We start from the raw sequence: 17,484 nt of genomic DNA, 5'->3' as shown, positions 1-17,484 counted from the left end.
ATTGGCGGAGCAAATGACAAGGCCGGGCGAAACGGCTAACGGCGCTGCATGAGCACCGTAACCCGTTTCGCCCCCTCGCCCACCGGGCGCCTGCATGTCGGCAATATCCGCACCGCGCTCCATAACTGGATGCTCGCGAAGAAGCATGGCGGGCGTTTCCTGCTGCGCATCGACGATACGGACCGGGAGCGCAGCCGAGAGGACTATGTCGAGGCGATCCGCGCCGATCTGGCCTGGCTGGGGCTGGAACCCGAGGATGAGGAGCGCCAGTCCGACCGTTTCCAGCTCTACCAGATGCAGTTCGACTATCTGGAGAGCGAAGGGCGGCTCTATCGCTGTTATGAAACCGCGCAGGAACTGGAACTGAAGCGCAAGGTGCTGCTGGGGCGCGGCCTTCCGCCGATCTATGACCGGGCGGCGCTGCAGCTGACCGAGGCGGAGCACCGGGATTTTGCGGCAAGGGGCATTGCCCCGCACTGGCGTTTCAAGCTGGACCGTTCGGCCCCTATCGAATGGGAAGACGGCATTCGCGGGCATCAGCATTTCGATCCCGCGCAGCTTTCCGATCCCGTGGTGCGCCGGGCCGACGGATCGTGGCTCTATATGCTGCCCAGCGCGATCGACGATATTGAAATGGGCATCACCGATGTCCTGCGCGGGGAGGATCACGTTTCCAACACCGCATTGCAGATCCAGATGTTCACTGCGCTGGGGGCCCAGCCGCCGCGCTTCGCGCATGAGGCGCTGCTGGTAGGGAACGAGGGCAAGCTGTCCAAGCGGCTCGGCTCGCTGGGTACCGATGCCTTCCGCGAGCGCGGGATAGAGCCTGCCGCGCTGGTGGCGCTGCTCGCCCGGCTGGGCACATCGCAGCCGGTGGAGCCGATTGCCGACCGGGCCGCGCTGATCGACAGCTTCGACCTGTCCACCTTCGGCCGCGCCCCTGCCCGCTTCGATGAGGCCGAGCTGGAGCGGGTCAATGCCGGTATCGTCCACCAGCTGACCTATGATGATGTGAAAACCCGCCTGCCCGAAGGCATGGGCGAGGAAGCCTGGCTCGCCATCCGCCCGAACCTCGCCCATGTGGGGGAGGCCGCCGATTGGTGGCAGGTCGTCACCGGGCCGATTGAAGAGGCGGAAATCCCTGCCGAGGATCGCGCCTATCTGGCCGAGGCTGCCCGGCTGCTGAGCTGGAGCGACGATCCCTGGCCCGCCCTGACCGGCGCGCTGAAGGAAGCGACCGGGCGCAAGGGCAAGCCCCTGTTCCACCCGCTGCGCATCGCCCTGACGGGCCGCGATTCCGGGCCGGACATGAAGGCGCTGCTGCCCCTGATCGGCGAGACGGAAGCCCGGACGAGGCTGGAACGGGCTGCGGCGGACTGAATTCGGCCATCCGTAGGGCCTGAGTAGATCGTCATTGGGAGGGATCGAAGATCCCGCGGCTGCGCCGCTCGCAATGACGAAGCAGGCAATCGCCCCACCCCAATCCCCCGCCCAATGAAAAACCCCGCCGGATCGCTCCGGCGGGGTTTTCAATGTCCTGCGAGGGACGGATGCGGAGGCTTATTCGCCGTCCGCGCCGTCTGCCGCTTCGGGGTTCAGGTAATCGCCCGCATCGGCATCGGTGCCGTGGGTTTCGCCTTCTACCCGGGCCAGCGCATCATTGCCGGTATCGTCGGCCGGATCGCGCAGCAGTTCCGCCTTGTGTTCTTCTTCCGCGCTGTCGGGAGCGATGATCACTTCCTGCAGCTTGCGGTAGGAGGCGCGCAGAGCGGCATCGCGGCTGGAAGCGGCGACGCGGATGCGGTTCATGCCCGCGCCGGTACCGGCGGGGATGAGACGACCCACGATCACGTTTTCCTTCAGGCCGATCAGCGTGTCCTTCTTGCCTTCCACGGCCGCCTGCGTGAGCACGCGGGTGGTTTCCTGGAAGGAAGCGGCCGAGATGAACGAACGGGTCTGCAAGCTGGCCTTGGTGATGCCCAGCAGCACCGGATTGCCCGATGCCGGCTGCTTGCCCTTGGGCAGCTTGGAGTTGACCTCGTTCATTTCCTCGTAGTCGACCTGTTCGCCCGGCAGCAGGGTGGTGTCCCCGCCATCGGTGATCTCGACCTTCTGCAGCATCTGGCGAACGATCACCTCGATGTGCTTGTCGTTGATCTTCACGCCCTGGAGTCGATAGACTTCCTGGATTTCGGCCACGAGATATTCGGCCAGCGCTTCCACGCCGAGCACTTCGAGGATGTCGTGCGGATCGGGGCTGCCGGAGATCAGGTTGTCGCCCTTCTTCACGAAGTCGCCTTCCTGAACGTCGATCACCTTGCTCTTGGGGATCAGGTACTCGACCGGTTCGCCTTCCTCGGGAATGATCGCGATCTTGCGCTTCGCCTTGTAGTCACGGACGAATTCGATCCGGCCGCTGATCTTGGCGATGATCGCGTTATCCTTCGGCTTGCGCGCTTCGAACAGTTCGGCAACGCGCGGCAGACCGCCGGTGATGTCGCGGGTCTTGGCGGCTTCGCGGGTCGCACGGGCGAGAATGTCGCCCGCTTCGACGCGCTGGCCGTCTTCCACCGACAGCGTGGTGCCCGGGGCGAGCATGTAGCGCGCCGCCTCGGTCTCGTCCGAACCCTCGTTCAGCAGGGTCAGGCGCGGACGCAGGTCTTCCTTCTTGGAACGGCTGGCCGAAGCGCGATACTCGGTCACCACGCGGCTGGTCATGCCAGTGGCTTCGTCGGTCTGCTCGGTCAGGGTCTTGCCGTCCAGCAGGTCCTGGTAACGCACCACGCCCGACTGTTCGGTGATGATCGGCAGGGTGAACGGATCCCACTCGGCCAGGCGATCGCCTTCCTTCACCTGGTCACCGTCCTTGTGCATCAGGACCGTACCGTAAGGCACCTTGTGGATTTCGCGCTCGCGGCCTTCCGCGTCGATCACGACGATTTCGCCGTTCCGGGCCAGCGAGAGCATGCGCCCGCGCTTGTCCTTGATGGTCGGCATGTCGCGATATTCGATGCGGCCCACCGAGATGGCTTCGAGGTGCGAGGTTTCGTTCACCTGCGCTGCGCCGCCGATGTGGAAGGTACGCATGGTCAGCTGCGTGCCCGGTTCACCGATCGACTGCGCCGCGATCACGCCCACGGCCTCGCCGATGTTCACCGGCGTACCGCGAGCAAGGTCACGGCCGTAGCAGGTGCCGCAAACGCCCTGGGCCGCTTCGCAGACCAGCGGGCTGCGGATCTTGGCCGACTGCACTTCCGCTTCCTCGATGGCCTTCACCATCGGTTCGTCGATCAGCGTGCCCGCCTTCACGATCACTTCGCCGGTCTTGACGTTCACCAGATCCTCGGCCGCGGTACGGCCCAGGATACGCTCGCCCAGCGAGGCGATGGTGGAGCCGCCCTGCACGATGGCACGCATTTCCAGCGCGTTCGTGGTCTTGCAGTCTTCCTCCACGATCACGCAGTCCTGCGACACGTCGACCAGACGGCGGGTCAGGTAACCCGAGTTCGCCGTCTTGAGCGCGGTGTCGGCCAGACCCTTGCGGGCGCCGTGGGTGGAGTTGAAGTATTCAAGAACGGTCAGACCTTCCTTGAAGTTCGAGATGATCGGCGTTTCGATGATCTCGCCCGAAGGCTTGGCCATCAGGCCGCGCATACCGCCCAGCTGCTTCATCTGGGCCGGGCTACCACGGGCGCCGGAGTGGCTCATCATGTAGATCGAGTTGATCGGCTTCTGACGGCCGTTCTCATCCAGCGGAGTGGCCCGCAGTTCTTCCATCATGGCATTCGCCACCTGGTCGCCGCAACGGCTCCAGGCGTCGATCACCTTGTTGTACTTTTCCTGCTGGGTGATGAAGCCGTCCTGATACTGCTGCTCGTAATCGGCAACCAGGGCCTTGGTCTGATCGACCAGCTCGGTCTTCGAAGCCGGGATGATCATGTCATCCTTGCCGAACGAGATACCGGCGCGGCAGGCGTGGCGGAAGCCCAGCGCCATGATCGCGTCGGCAAACAGCACCGTGTCCTTCTGGCCGGTGTGACGATACACTTCGTCGATCACATCACCGATGTCCTTCTTGGTGAGAAGGCGGTTGACGACGTCGAAGGGAACCTTGTGGTTCTTGGGCAGGCATTCGCCGATCAGCATGCGGCCCGGCGTGGTTTCATAGCGCACCATGCGCTCCACACCGTCCTCGCCGGTCTGCGGCACGCGGCTGGTGATCCTGGAGTGCAGCGTCACTGCCTTCACTTCCAGCGCCTGGTGCACTTCGGCCATGTCCGACAGGATCATGCCCTCGCCCGGATCGCCTTCGCGTTCCATCGAGAGGTAATAGAGGCCCAGCACCATGTCCTGCGAAGGCACGATGATCGGCTTGCCGTTGGCGGGCGAGAGGATGTTGTTGGTGGACATCATCAGCACGCGGGCTTCCAGCTGGGCTTCCAGCGAAAGCGGCACGTGGACGGCCATCTGGTCACCGTCGAAGTCGGCGTTGAAGGCCGAGCAGACGAGCGGGTGCAGCTGGATCGCCTTGCCTTCGATCAGCACGGGTTCGAAGGCCTGAATGCCCAGACGGTGCAGCGTGGGCGCGCGGTTCAGCAGAACCGGGTGCTCGCGGATCACTTCGTCGAGGATGTCCCAGACTTCCTTGCGTTCCTTCTCGACCCACTTCTTGGCCTGCTTCAGGGTCATCGAGAGACCCTTGGCATCCAGACGGGCGTAGATGAACGGCTTGAACAGTTCGAGCGCCATCTTCTTCGGCAAGCCGCACTGGTGCAGCTTGAGCTCCGGACCGGTCACAATGACCGAACGGCCCGAATAGTCGACGCGCTTGCCGAGCAGGTTCTGACGGAAGCGGCCCTGCTTGCCCTTGAGCATGTCGGACAGCGACTTCAGCGGACGCTTGTTGGCGCCGGTGATGACGCGGCCACGGCGGCCGTTGTCGAACAGCGCGTCAACCGCTTCCTGCAGCATGCGCTTTTCGTTGCGGACGATGATGTCCGGCGCGCGCAGCTCCATCAGGCGCTTGAGGCGGTTGTTGCGGTTGATGACGCGGCGATAGAGGTCGTTGAGGTCGGACGTCGCGAAACGGCCGCCGTCCAGCGGAACCAGCGGGCGCAGTTCGGGCGGGATGACCGGCACGACTTCCAGGATCATCCATTCCGGGCGGTTGCCGGAATCGATGAAGCTTTCCACGACCTTCAGGCGCTTGATGATCTTCTTGGGCTTGAGGGCCGACTTGGTGGTGGCCAGTTCCTCCAGCAGTTCCTCGCGCTCGCGCACAAGATCCAGATCCATCAGCATGTGCTTGACCGCTTCCGCGCCGATGCCGGCGGAGAAGGCGTCCTCGCCATATTCGTCCTGCGCGTCGAGCAGTTCGTCCTCGGTCAGCAGCTGGTACTTCTCAAGCGGGGTCAGGCCCGGCTCGATCACTACATAGCTTTCGAAATAGAGGATGCGCTCAAGCTGCTTGAGCTGCATGTCGAGCAGCAGGCCAATGCGCGAAGGCAGCGACTTGAGGAACCAGATGTGAGCGACAGGCGCAGCCAGTTCGATATGACCCATGCGCTCGCGGCGCACCTTGGTCACGGTGACTTCGACGCCGCACTTTTCGCAGACGACGCCCTTGTACTTCATGCGCTTGTACTTGCCGCACAGGCACTCGTAGTCCTTCACAGGGCCGAAGATGCGTGCGCAGAACAGGCCGTCGCGTTCCGGCTTGAAGGTACGATAGTTGATCGTTTCCGGCTTCTTGATCTCGCCGAAAGACCAGCTGCGGATACGCTCAGGCGACGCGATCCCGATCTGGATCTGGTCGAAGGTGTCCGGCTTGGCCAGCTGGTTGGTGAATTTCGTCAGGTCGTTCATATTTTCAGTCCCTCTTCAGGGTCAATCTCTGGTGCGAAGCGGCGGGGCCCTGCCTCAGGAAGGCAGGGCCGCCGGGCTCACTCCGCCGCCTCGGCGAAACCTTCGTCGTCCTCTTCGTCTTCAACCGACTTGAGTTCGATATTGAGGCCAAGGCTGCGCATTTCCTTGACGAGCACGTTGAAGCTTTCGGGAATGCCGGCCTCGAACGTATCGTCACCCTTGACGATGGCGTCATAGACCTTGGTGCGGCCGACCACGTCGTCGGACTTCACCGTCAGCATTTCCTGCAGCGTATAGGCAGCGCCATAAGCCTGCAGGGCCCAGACCTCCATTTCCCCGAAGCGCTGGCCACCGAACTGGGCCTTACCGCCCAGCGGCTGCTGGGTGACGAGGCTGTAGGGGCCGATCGAACGGGCGTGGATCTTGTCATCGACAAGGTGGTGCAGCTTCAGGACGTACTTGCAGCCCACGGTGACCTTGCGGTCGAACGCCTCGCCGGTACGGCCGTCGAACAGGGTGACCTGCCCGGATTCGTCCAGCCCGGCCATGCGGAGCATTGCCGAAACGTCCGATTCCACCGCGCCGTCGAACACCGGCGAGCCCATCGGCACGCCGTTGCGGACGTTCTGCGCCAGCTCGACAATGGCGTCCGTATCGCGGCTTTCGATCTCGTCCGCGTAGTTTTCGCCATAGACTTCCTTGAGCAGTTCCTTGACCGCTTCGGGCGGAGGCCCGGCCTGCGGATCCGGATTGGCTTCGCGCCAGGCATCCAGAGCATCGCCGATCTTGCGACCAAGGCCGCGCGCGGCCCAGCCCAGATGGGTTTCGAAGATCTGGCCGACATTCATGCGCGAAGGCACGCCCAGCGGGTTCAGCACGAAGTCCACCGGAGTACCGTCTTCCAGGAAGGGCATGTCTTCAGCCGGCAGGATGCGGCTGATGATGCCCTTGTTGCCGTGACGGCCCGCCATCTTGTCGCCCGGCTGCAGCTTGCGCTTCACCGCGACGAAGACCTTGACCATCTTGAGCACGCCCGGTGCGAGTTCGTCGCCCCGTTCCAGCTTCTCGCGGCGGTCCTCGAACTTGTCGTTGATGACCTTCACTGCCTCGTCATACTGGGCCTTCACGGCTTCCAGCTGGCTCTGGCGGGTGTCATCGGCGACAGCGAACTTGAACCAGTCGTGGCGGTCGACGCTGTCGAGCAATTCCTCGTCGATCTCCACGCCCTTCTTGATGCCCTTGGGCGCAGCCGAAGCGACCTGGCCCGCCAGCATTTCGCGCAGGCGGTTATAGGTCGCACGGTTGAGGATCGCGCGTTCGTCCTCGGCGTCCTTGCGGAGGCGTTCGATTTCCTCGTTCTGGATCGCGCGGGTACGGTCGTCGATCTCGATGCCGTGGCGGTTGAAGACGCGGACTTCCACGATCGTGCCGGCAACGCCCGGCGGCAGGCGAAGCGAAGTGTCGCGCACGTCGCTGGCCTTTTCACCGAAGATGGCGCGCAGCAGCTTTTCTTCCGGCGTCATCGGCGATTCACCCTTCGGGGTGATCTTGCCGACGAGGATGTCACCGGGGTGAACTTCCGCGCCGATATAGACGATGCCCGCTTCGTCGAGGTTGCGCAGGGCTTCCTCGCCGACATTCGGGATGTCGCGGGTGATATCTTCAGGCCCGAGCTTGGTGTCGCGGGCCATCACCTCGAATTCCTCGATATGGATCGAGGTGAAGACGTCTTCCTTCACGATCCGTTCGGAGATCAGGATGGAGTCTTCGTAATTGTAGCCGTTCCAGGGCATGAAGGCGACGAGCACGTTGCGGCCCAGCGCCAGTTCGCCCAGCTCGGTCGAGGGACCGTCGGCGATGATGTCGCCCTTTTCGATCAGATCGCCCACCTTCACCAGCGGACGCTGGTTGATGCAGGTGTTCTGGTTCGAACGCTGGAACTTCTGCAGCGTGTAGATGTCCACGCCCGACTTGCCCGGCTCGATATCGCCCGAAGCGCGGATAACGATACGGGTCGCGTCGACCTGGTCCACCACGCCAGCGCGCAGCGCCGCAATGGCGGCGCCGGAATCGCGGGCCACGGTTTCTTCCATGCCGGTGCCGACGAAAGGCGCTTCCGCCTTCACCAGCGGCACGGCCTGACGCTGCATGTTGGAACCCATCAGCGCGCGGTTGGCGTCGTCATTTTCCAGGAACGGAATGAGCGAGGCGGCAACCGAGACGAGCTGCTTGGGCGAAACGTCCATCAGCGTGATCTGTTCGCGCGGCAGCATCACGAATTCGCCGTTTTCACGGGCGGAGACGAGATCTTCCACGAAACGGCCGGTTTCGTCGAGCTCGGCCGAAGCCTGCGCGACGGCGTGCTTCTGCTCTTCCATGGCGGAAAGATACACGACCTCGCCGGTCACCGTTCCGTCCAGGACGCGGCGATAGGGGGTTTCGATGAAGCCGTATTTGTTAACCCGGCTGAACGAGGCCAGCGAGTTGATCAGACCGATGTTCGGGCCTTCCGGCGTTTCAATCGGGCAGATACGGCCATAATGGGTCGGGTGAACGTCGCGGACTTCGAAGCCGGCGCGCTCACGGGTAAGACCACCCGGCCCGAGCGCCGAAACGCGGCGCTTGTGGGTGACTTCCGACAGCGGGTTGGTCTGGTCCATGAACTGCGAGAGCTGGCTGGAACCGAAGAACTCGCGCACCGCGGCCACGGCGGGCTTCGCGTTGATCAGGTCGTTCGGCATCACGGTGGAGACGTCCACCGAGCTCATACGCTCCTTCACGGCGCGTTCCATGCGCAGCAGGCCGACGCGATACTGGTTTTCCAGCAGCTCGCCCACCGAACGCACGCGGCGGTTGCCGAGATTGTCGATGTCGTCGACTTCGCCCTTGCCGTCCTTGAGGTTCACCAGTTCCTTCACCACGGCGAGGATATCCTCGCTGCGCAGGGTGGTGACGGTATCCTCGCACTCGAGGCCAAGGCGCATGTTGAGCTTCACGCGGCCCACGGCCGAAAGGTCATAGCGGTCGCCGTCGAAGAACAGGCCTTCGAACAGGGCTTCGGCGGTTTCCTTCGTCGGCGGTTCGCCCGGACGCATGACCTTGTAGATCGCTTCAAGGCCTTCGTCGCGGTTCTCGGCCTTGTCGACCTGCAGCGTGTTGCGGATCCAGGGGCCGGTGTTGACGTGATCGATGTCGAGCAGGTCGAGGCGGTCGATGCCGGCCTTGTCGAGCATGTCGAGGTTTTCGGGGCTGACTTCGTCGCCCGCTTCGATCCAGATGCGGCCGGTCGACTCGTCGATCATGTCATTGGCGGCATAGCGGCCGAAGATTTCCTCGGTCGGGATCAGCAGGTCGGTCAGGCCATCCTTGGCGGCCTTGTTGGCGGCGCGCGGGCTGATCTTCTGGCCGGCGGGGAACACTTCCTCACCCGTATTGGCGTCGATCAGGGCGAAGCCCGGCTTCTGGCCGCGCCACTGCTCGGCCAGGAAGGGAATCTTCCAGCCATCGCCATTCTTGCCCGAAACGCGGGCCCAGGTGATGGTGTTGTAGAAGTGGTTGAGGATTTCCTCGCCATTCATGCCGAGGGCATAGAGCAGCGACGTGACCGGCAGCTTGCGCTTACGGTCGATACGCACGTTCACGATGTCCTTGGCGTCGAATTCGAAATCGAGCCACGAACCACGATAGGGGATCACGCGGGCAGCGAAGAGGAACTTGCCCGAAGAGTGCGTCTTGCCGCGGTCATGGTCGAACAGCACACCCGGCGAACGGTGCATCTGGCTGACGATCACGCGTTCCGTGCCGTTGACGATGAAGGTGCCGTTCTCGGTCATGAGCGGCATGTCGCCCATGTAGACGTCCTGCTCCTTGATATCGAGGACGGAGCGGGTTTCGGTTTCCGAATCCACTTCGAACACGATCAGGCGCAGCGTGACCTTCATCGGCGCGGCATAGGTGATCCCGCGCTGACGGCACTCGGTCGTGTCGTACTTGGGGTCTTCCAGTTCGTAATGAACGAAGTCGAGCTCGGCAGTGCCGGCAAAGTCGCGGATCGGGAAAACCGAGCGCAGCGTCTTCTCAAGGCCCGAGACATAGCCCGTTTCCTTGTTCGAACGCAGGAACTGCTCGTAGCTTTCGCGCTGAACCTCGATGAGGTTCGGCATCTGCACCACTTCGTGGATGTCGCCGAAGATCTTGCGGATGCGCTTCTTGGCGGTGCCGGAAATGGCGGGAGCTTTCGCCTTGCTTGCCATGGAGGGGAGTGCCTCTTCTCGTTGCGCCGGCGCCTCTACACGCCGACTTCATGAATTCTGCCACACGCGAGTGGCCCATATACGAAACGCCGAAAAGCCGCAGGCATACACGCCCCACCGGGGCCGCAGCTGCAGCTTGCGTCGCGATCATGGATAGCCGGCGCTTCCTTCCTGAGTGAGCCCCCGCGCAGGGCCCGCCTTGCTCGAAGCAATCCGACAGGGGTGGATATAGGAAACCGGCCCGATTCTGTCAAACGCTGCATTGCGGCATTTATTGACAAACCGCGCGGAATCGCTAGAGGCCCGCCCTGACCGGCAGACCTCGCGCCTATCGGTCATCCGTCCGAGACAGTTGGTGGAGGCAATCTGGCCTTCTTAATCTCCAGCCTAGACGGGAAAGAGTTTCAAGGCATTCGCCCCGTGCGGTGCCTATCGCGCCCTTATCCAATCGGATGATGCGCACCTCCTTCCCATCAGCGGACTCGCCCGTGCCACTATTCGGCATGGTCAAACGTAGCCGGTCGTCCGGAGCCTAACCGGGCGGCCATTGTGAAGGAGTAAGGCATGGATCGTTCGCAAAAAGCCGACGCGGTTGCCCAGCTCAACGCGACTTTCAACGAGGTCGGCGTGGTGGTTGTCACCCGCAACCTCGGCCTGTCGGTGGCTCAGTCCACTGCACTGCGCGCGAAAATGCGTGAGGCTGGCGGCTCGTACAAGGTTGCGAAGAACCGTCTTGCCAAGCTTGCCATCAAGGACACGGATTACGCCGGTCTCGACGAACTTCTGTCGGGCCCGACGGCGCTGGCGACTTCGGTCGACCCGGTTGCCGCCGCAAAGGCAGTCGTGGACTTTGCCAAGACGAACCCGAAGCTCGAAATCGTGGGTGGTTCCATGGGCAATACGCTTCTCGACGAAGCCGGTGTCAGGGCGCTCGCGTCCCTGCCGTCGCTCGACGAGCTGCGGGCAAAGCTTGTTGGCCTCGTTCAGGCTCCGGCGACCAAGATCGCTCAGCTCTCCACCGCTCCGGCGGCGAAGCTGGCGCGAGTCTTCGGCGCCTATGCCGCGAAGGATGCCGCGTAAGACGTTTTTTCAGCGTTCACCCGGTGCATCCTGGCAGTCAGGGACCCGGGCCAAGCTATCAGATTGGAGTAAGTTCAAATGGCCGATATCGCCAAGATCGTAGAAGAACTGTCGCAGCTCACCGTTCTCGAAGCTGCTGACCTCGCCAAGGCTCTCGAAGAAGCATGGGGCGTTTCCGCCGCTGCTGCTGTCGCCGTTGCGGCTCCCGCCGGCGGTGGCGCTGCTGCTGAAGCAGCCGAAGAGAAGACCGAATTTGACGTGATCCTCACCGGCGACGGTGGCAAGAAGATCAACGTCATCAAGGAAGTCCGCGCCATCACCGGCCTGGGCCTGGGCGAAGCCAAGGCTCTGGTTGAAGAAGCGCCGAAGCCCATCAAGGAAGGCGTCTCGAAGGCTGAAGCCGAAGAGATCAAGAAGAAGATCGAAGAAGCCGGCGGCACCGTCGAGCTCAAGTAATCTTCTTCCGGTTCGCCGGACGAATTACGCGAAGGGCGGTGCCGCAAGGTGCCGCCCTTTTCGTTTGTGCGCAGGCCCTTGGGATGCGCCCTTATTGATTAGCATCCTAATTGTGTTACCCTCCCCCTCTCGAAAGGGGAGAGATATGATTTCTGGAAAAAGCGGCCTGCTGGCCATGGCGGGCCTCATGGCCGTGGCATCCATCGCGCAGGCGGAAGAAGCGAATCTGACGGTCCTGCCCAAGGTTTCAACCGCTTATGCGGCGCCGAAAACCTCCTGGGGCGAACCCGATCTGCGCGGCACCTGGCCAATCGACTACCTCAACGGTACGCCGATGCAGCGCGCGCCCGAACAGGGCAATCGCATCTTCATGACCGATGCCGAATATAAGGAACGGGCAGACCGGATCACGGCGCTCGCCTCGCGCTATGACAATGAGGAATCGCAGGATCGCCTGGGCCAGGGCCATTGGGTGGAAATGGGCGAAGTCAATCGTCGCACCTCGCTGATGGTCGCCCCGGCCAATGGGCGGCTTCCGGAAATGACCGCGGAAGGAAAGCGGCTTTCCGCCCTGATGCGTTCAAGCTGGCGCAAGGACCAGACCTTCGACGTGCCGACCGATTTCGACAGCTGGGACCGCTGCATCACGCGCGGCCTGCCCGCATCCATGCTGCCGATGATGTATAATAACGGTATCCGCGTGTTCCAGTCGCCCGGCATCGTGGCGATCCAGCTGGAAATGATCCACGAAACGCGGATCATCCCCACGGACGGTCGCCCCGCTTTGCCCACCGCCATCGGCAACTGGATGGGCGAAAGCCGGGGCCATTGGGAAAACGGCAATACGCTGGTGGTGGAAACGGTGAACTTCCGCCCCGGTGCTTCGGCCACCAATATCGTGACCAGCGGCTCTCCGCCGGAAAACGACACGCCGATCAGCACCAGCGCGAAGCTGGAGGAACGCTTCACCATCACAGGGCCCGACAGTGTGACCTATGACATGACCTGGACCGATCCGGCGGTGTTCACCCAGCCCTGGAGTGTGCGCCTCGACTGGAAGCGCGACGACAAATACCAGTTCTTCGAATATGCCTGCCACGAAGGCAATGTGCAGCTGCGCAATTATGTCACCGCATCGCGCGCCACCCGCGCGGGCGTGACGCTGGACGAGGTGGAGTAAGCGGCAAGCACCATTGCTATCTCCCTTCGTCACCCTGAACTTGGTTCAGGGCCCATTTCTCCTGATCGAGCTGCTGCTCCTGTGGAAGGATGGATGCTGAAACACGTTCAGCATGACGAGGTCAGCATGACGGGGGTGGATGGCAAGGACTGGCCTGATCGCCCGCTTATACAAGATACAATCGCCAAACAAAAAGGGTCGGAGCAGAACGCCCCGGCCCTTTTTCGTTCACCTGTCACAGGCAGCCTGTCAGGCGCTTACTTGATCGACTTGAGATAGGCGATCACTTCCTTGCGCTTGGCTTCGTCCTTCATGCCGGCGAAGCTCATCTTCGTGCCGGGAACGGTGCCGCGCGGATCGGCGAGGTACTTGTCCAGAGTGGCGTCATTCCACTTCAGGCCCGATTCCTTCATCGCCTTGCTGAACTCGTAGCCCGGAATGTCACCGGCCTTGGTGCCATAGACGCCAGCCAGCGACGGGCCGATGCCGTGCTTGCCCTTCTCGGGCGAGTGGCAGGCCTTGCACATGTTGAAGCCGGCCGGCGGAGCGACCGGAGCAGCAGCGGCCGCAGCGACAGTCGCGCTGGCGGCAGGCGTCGGCGTGGCGGCAGCCTTGGTCGCCGCTTCGCTCGGCGTCGCGCCGTCGGTGGGCGTTTCGCTCGCTGCGGGAGTGGCTTCCTCAGTGGGGGTGGCGGATTCTTCAGCAGCCGGGGCCGCGGTGGTTTCCTCCGCAGTCGGCTCCTCGCTGCCGGCGCCGCCGCATGCGGCCAGAAGCAGCGCAAGCCCCGTCATCGAAGCGAGTTTCACAGAATTCATCTCCAGACCTCCTGCGCATAATCATGCGATTCCATAAATCGGGGCGGGCCATGCACTGAAGGTCTGTCTCTGCCAAGCCCTAACCGGCGGTATTGCGTCGATTCAGCGCATGTAAGGGGCCGTTCTGTGGCAGGGGTGCCGCAGAATCCCCCAATTCCCCCAGCAGTAACGATTGTTACTTCCTCCCTTTCCCCACTGCGCCTATCCGGACCGGCCTCATGTTTCGGGAAGACCTCCATCCGACATGGCGATCCGAGCTCGCTGCCACGCTGCGCCTTGCGGTGCCGCTGGCGCTGGCCGGCATGTTGCAGATGGCCACCCATGCGACGGATGTGATCTTCGTCGCCCGGCTGGGGGAACAATCGCTTGCGGCGGCCAGCCTGGCCATATCGATATTCGGTGTGGTTACCTGGAGCCTGTCGGGCCTGACCGGTTCGGTCGCAGCGCTGATCGCGGCGGAGCTTGGCCGGCGCAAACATGCCGTCCGCGAAGTGCGCCGCTCCACCCGCATGGCACTGTGGGTCGCCATCGTCAGTTCCGCGCTGGGCATGGCGATATGCGCGCAGGGTGAAACGCTGATGCACCTTTCCGGGCAGGATCCGGCCGTCTCGGCCTTGTCGAGCGAATATCTGCGGCTGCTGCTCTGGGCCATGCCGGGCATGGTGGCGGCCAATGTGCTGCGCTCTTTCGTTTCGGCGCTGGGCAGGCCAATCTATGCCACGGTCATCACCGGCCTGGGCGTGGTGGTGAACTGCATCGGCAATTACGCGCTGGTATTCGGAAATCTCGGCGCCCCGGCACTGGGGCTCGACGGGTCCGCCATTGCGACGATCTGCGCCTCCATCTTCACCTTTGGCGCCTATGTACTCGCGATCCAGCACAACCGCATCCTGCGGCGCTATTATATCTGGGGCCGCTTCTGGCGCCCGGAATGGCTGCGCCTTGGGGATATCGGGCGGATCGGCGCGCCGGTGGCCATCACCGTTCTTGCGGAAGCGGGCCTCTTCAGCGGAGCGGCCTTCCTGATGGGGCGGATCGGCCCGGCCGAGCTTGCCGGCCACGCGCTGGCGCTCAACCTCGCCGCTTTCGCTTTCCAAGTGCCTTTCGCCATCGGCCAGGCCGCCGCAATCCGCGTGGGTTTCCATTATGGGGCAAAGAACCTGCCGGCCATCGGACTGGCGGGCTGGGCGGCGGTGGTTTCCGGCACCGGCTTCATGCTTGCCTCCGCAACCATCATGCTGCTGCTGCCGCGTCTGCTGCTGTCGATCTATGTCGATGTGGACGATCCGGCCAATGGGGCGATGGTGAGCTTTGCGATAAGTTACATGGTGGTGGCCGCCGCCTTCCAGCTGGTGGACGGGGTGCAGGCCGTGGCCATGGGCGCGCTGCGGGGCCTGCAGGATACGCGCCTGCCGATGGCCTATGCGCTCTTCGGCTATTGGGTGCCGGGGCTGGGCTGCTCGCTACTGCTGGGCTTCTATACGCCGCTGGCTGGCGTCGGGGTGTGGATCGGCCTTGCCGTCGGCCTGGCGGTGGTGGCGGTGCTGATGCTGCAGCGCTGGATGCGGCGCGAGCGGCTGGGCCTTCTGCCTGCCTGAGAGTCCTTTTTCCGGAATCGGCAATCCGCAAAATTTTCTTCCCGGAATCGCCTTGACCCACCCTTGCGGCAGACCCATATGCGGGACGCTGGCACTCTCATGGTAAGAGTGCCAACGCTGTTATCAATTTTTTGGAAGAGGTCATCACCATGGCATTCCGTCCGCTGCACGACCGCGTGCTGGTCCGCCGTATCGAAGCCGAAGAAAAGACGGCTGGCGGCATCATCATCCCCGATAGCGCCAAGGAAAAGCCGAGCGAGGGCGAAATCGTCGCCGTTGGTTCGGGCGCTCGCGCCGAAAACGGCACCATCACCCCGCTCGACGTCAAGGCTGGCGATCGCGTGCTGTTCGGCAAGTGGTCCGGCACCGAAGTGAAGGTCGACGGCCAGGATCTGCTGATCATGAAGGAAAGCGACATTCTGGGCGTTATCGCCTGACCATGTCGTGAGCCCCTGCGCAGGCAGGGGCCTTATGCGTTCATGTGGAAGATCCCTGCCTTTGCAGGGACTCACGAGAAACAAGAGGAATTGAACAATGGCTGCCAAGGACGTGAAATTTTCGCGCGACGCGCGCGAACGCATCCTCAAGGGCGTCGACACGCTCGCCAACGCTGTGAAGGTCACGCTGGGCCCCAAGGGCCGCAACGTCGTGATCGACAAGAGCTTCGGCGCTCCCCGCATCACCAAGGACGGTGTTTCGGTCGCCAAGGAAATCGAACTGAAGGACAAGTTCGAGAACATGGGCGCCCAGATGCTGCGCGAAGTCGCTTCGAAGACGAACGACCTCGCCGGTGACGGCACCACCACTGCCACCGTGCTGGCCCAGGCCATCGTGCGCGAAGGCATGAAGTCGGTTGCCGCCGGCATGAACCCGATGGACCTGAAGCGCGGCATCGATCTGGCCGTCGGCAAGGTGATCGCGAACCTCCAGTCGCGTTCCAAGGCCGTGACCGGTTCGCAGGAAGTTGCCCAGGTCGGCATCATCTCGGCCAATGGCGACACCGAAGTCGGCCAGAAGATCGCGGAAGCGATGGACAAGGTCGGCAAGGAAGGCGTGATCACCGTGGAAGAGGCCAAGGGCCTCGAATTCGAACTCGATGTCGTTGAAGGCATGCAGTTCGACCGCGGCTATCTGTCGCCCTATTTCGTGACCAACCCCGAGAAGATGACCGTGGAACTGGATAATCCCTATATCCTGATCCACGAGAAGAAGCTCTCCAACCTCCAGTCCATGCTGCCGATCCTCGAAGCGGTCGTGCAGTCGGGCCGCCCGCTCCTCATCATTGCCGAGGACATCGAAGGCGAAGCGCTGGCAACGCTGGTGGTCAACAAGCTGCGTGGCGGCCTGAAGGTTGCTGCCGTCAAGGCTCCGGGCTTCGGCGATCGCCGCAAGGCCATGCTGCAGGACATCGCGATCCTCACCGCCGGTGAAATGATCAGCGAAGACCTGGGCATCAAGCTGGAAAGCGTGACCGTTGGAATGCTCGGCCAGGCCAAGAAGGTCACCATCGACAAGGACAATACCACCATCGTCGATGGCGCCGGCAATGCCGACGAGATCAAGGCCCGTGTCGAACAGATCCGCGCCCAGATCGAAGTCACCACCAGCGATTACGACCGTGAAAAGCTGCAGGAACGTCTGGCCAAGCTGGCTGGCGGTGTTGCCGTGATCAAGGTCGGCGGCGCTTCGGAAGTCGAAGTGAAGGAACGCAAGGACCGCGTCGATGACGCTCTCCACGCGACCCGCGCTGCGGTTGAAGAAGGCATCGTCCCCGGCGGCGGTACGGCTCTGCTCTACGCCACCAAGGCTCTCGAAGGCTTGGCCGGCGCGAATGACGACCAGACCCGCGGCATCGATATCGTCCGCAAGGCGCTCTATGCACCGGTTCGCCAGATCGCCGAGAACGCCGGCCATGACGGCGCGGTGATTTCGGGCAAGCTGCTGGACGGCAATGACGAAAACCTCGGCTTCAACGCCCAGACCGACGTCTATGAAGACCTCGTGAAGGCCGGCGTGGTCGATCCGACCAAGGTCGTCCGCACGGCTCTGCAGGATGCGGCTTCGGTCGCCGGCCTGCTGATCACCACCGAAGCGGCGATCAGCGAACTGCCGGAAGACAAGCCGGCCCCGGCAATGCCCGACATGGGCGGCATGGGCGGCATGGGCTTCTAAGCCCACGCGTCTTCGCAAAAGACAGGAAGGGCCGGGGAAGCGATTCCCCGGCCCTTTTGCTGCCA

The 17,484-nt window shown here is 63.0% G+C and carries 10 protein-coding genes; 7 read left to right on the top strand and 3 right to left on the bottom strand.

Annotated features, from left to right (window positions below):
* The first annotated feature begins 48 nt into the window (after nucleotides 1-48).
* Nucleotides 49-1,380 (top strand): glutamate--tRNA ligase, encoded by a 1,332-nt coding sequence (gene gltX, locus H0274_RS10370; RefSeq protein WP_226795263.1) that lies wholly within the window; start codon nucleotides 49-51, stop codon nucleotides 1,378-1,380.
* A gap of 180 nt (nucleotides 1,381-1,560) precedes the next feature.
* On the opposite strand, the gene rpoC is transcribed toward gltX, so the two are convergent.
* Both rpoC and rpoB read right to left on the bottom strand, forming a co-directional pair.
* Complete coding sequence (gene rpoC / locus H0274_RS10365) at nucleotides 1,561-5,865, bottom strand: DNA-directed RNA polymerase subunit beta' (RefSeq protein ID WP_226795262.1); 4,305 nt, start codon at nucleotides 5,863-5,865, stop codon at nucleotides 1,561-1,563.
* A gap of 77 nt (nucleotides 5,866-5,942) precedes the next feature.
* Nucleotides 5,943-10,118: a DNA-directed RNA polymerase subunit beta gene (rpoB, locus tag H0274_RS10360; protein ID WP_226795261.1), complete on the bottom strand. Its 4,176-nt coding sequence runs from the start codon at nucleotides 10,116-10,118 to the stop codon at nucleotides 5,943-5,945.
* A 564-nt stretch (nucleotides 10,119-10,682) separates the two neighbouring features.
* On the opposite strand from rpoB, the gene rplJ reads away from it, so the two are divergent.
* From rplJ to H0274_RS10345, 3 genes are all read left to right on the top strand, one after another.
* A complete protein-coding gene (gene rplJ, locus H0274_RS10355) occupies nucleotides 10,683-11,198 on the top strand; it encodes a 50S ribosomal protein L10 (RefSeq protein ID WP_226795260.1) in 516 nt (171 codons plus the stop codon).
* Nucleotides 11,199-11,276: 78 nt separating this feature from the next.
* Entirely contained in the window at nucleotides 11,277-11,654 is a 378-nt protein-coding gene (rplL, locus tag H0274_RS10350; RefSeq protein ID WP_226795259.1) for a 50S ribosomal protein L7/L12, read from the top strand.
* 145 nt (nucleotides 11,655-11,799) lie between these two features.
* Entirely contained in the window at nucleotides 11,800-12,834 is a 1,035-nt protein-coding gene (locus H0274_RS10345) for a hypothetical protein (RefSeq protein WP_226795258.1), read from the top strand.
* 257 nt (nucleotides 12,835-13,091) lie between these two features.
* On the opposite strand, the gene H0274_RS10340 is transcribed toward H0274_RS10345, so the two are convergent.
* Nucleotides 13,092-13,649 carry a c-type cytochrome gene (locus H0274_RS10340; RefSeq protein ID WP_226795257.1) on the bottom strand — a complete coding sequence of 186 codons (558 nt, stop codon included), beginning with the start codon at nucleotides 13,647-13,649 and terminating at the stop codon, nucleotides 13,092-13,094.
* A 218-nt stretch (nucleotides 13,650-13,867) separates the two neighbouring features.
* Between H0274_RS10340 and H0274_RS10335 the strand changes: the two genes are divergently transcribed.
* From H0274_RS10335 to groL, 3 genes are all read left to right on the top strand, one after another.
* On the top strand, nucleotides 13,868-15,247 hold the full coding sequence (locus H0274_RS10335; protein ID WP_226795256.1) for an MATE family efflux transporter: 1,380 nt from the start codon (nucleotides 13,868-13,870) through the stop codon (nucleotides 15,245-15,247).
* Nucleotides 15,248-15,396: 149 nt separating this feature from the next.
* Nucleotides 15,397-15,684: a co-chaperone GroES gene (groES, locus tag H0274_RS10330; RefSeq protein ID WP_226795255.1), complete on the top strand. Its 288-nt coding sequence runs from the start codon at nucleotides 15,397-15,399 to the stop codon at nucleotides 15,682-15,684.
* A gap of 97 nt (nucleotides 15,685-15,781) precedes the next feature.
* Nucleotides 15,782-17,419: a chaperonin GroEL gene (groL, locus tag H0274_RS10325; RefSeq protein WP_226795254.1), complete on the top strand. Its 1,638-nt coding sequence runs from the start codon at nucleotides 15,782-15,784 to the stop codon at nucleotides 17,417-17,419.
* Nucleotides 17,420-17,484 lie beyond the last annotated feature (65 nt).

Source organism: Fulverythrobacter ferritrahens, assembly GCF_020539485.1.
GTDB classification, from domain to species: Bacteria; Pseudomonadota; Alphaproteobacteria; order Sphingomonadales; family Sphingomonadaceae; genus Andeanibacterium; species Andeanibacterium ferritrahens.
Note: the sequence above shows the minus strand (reverse complement) of the source record. Positions and strands in the feature narration are given on the sequence as shown.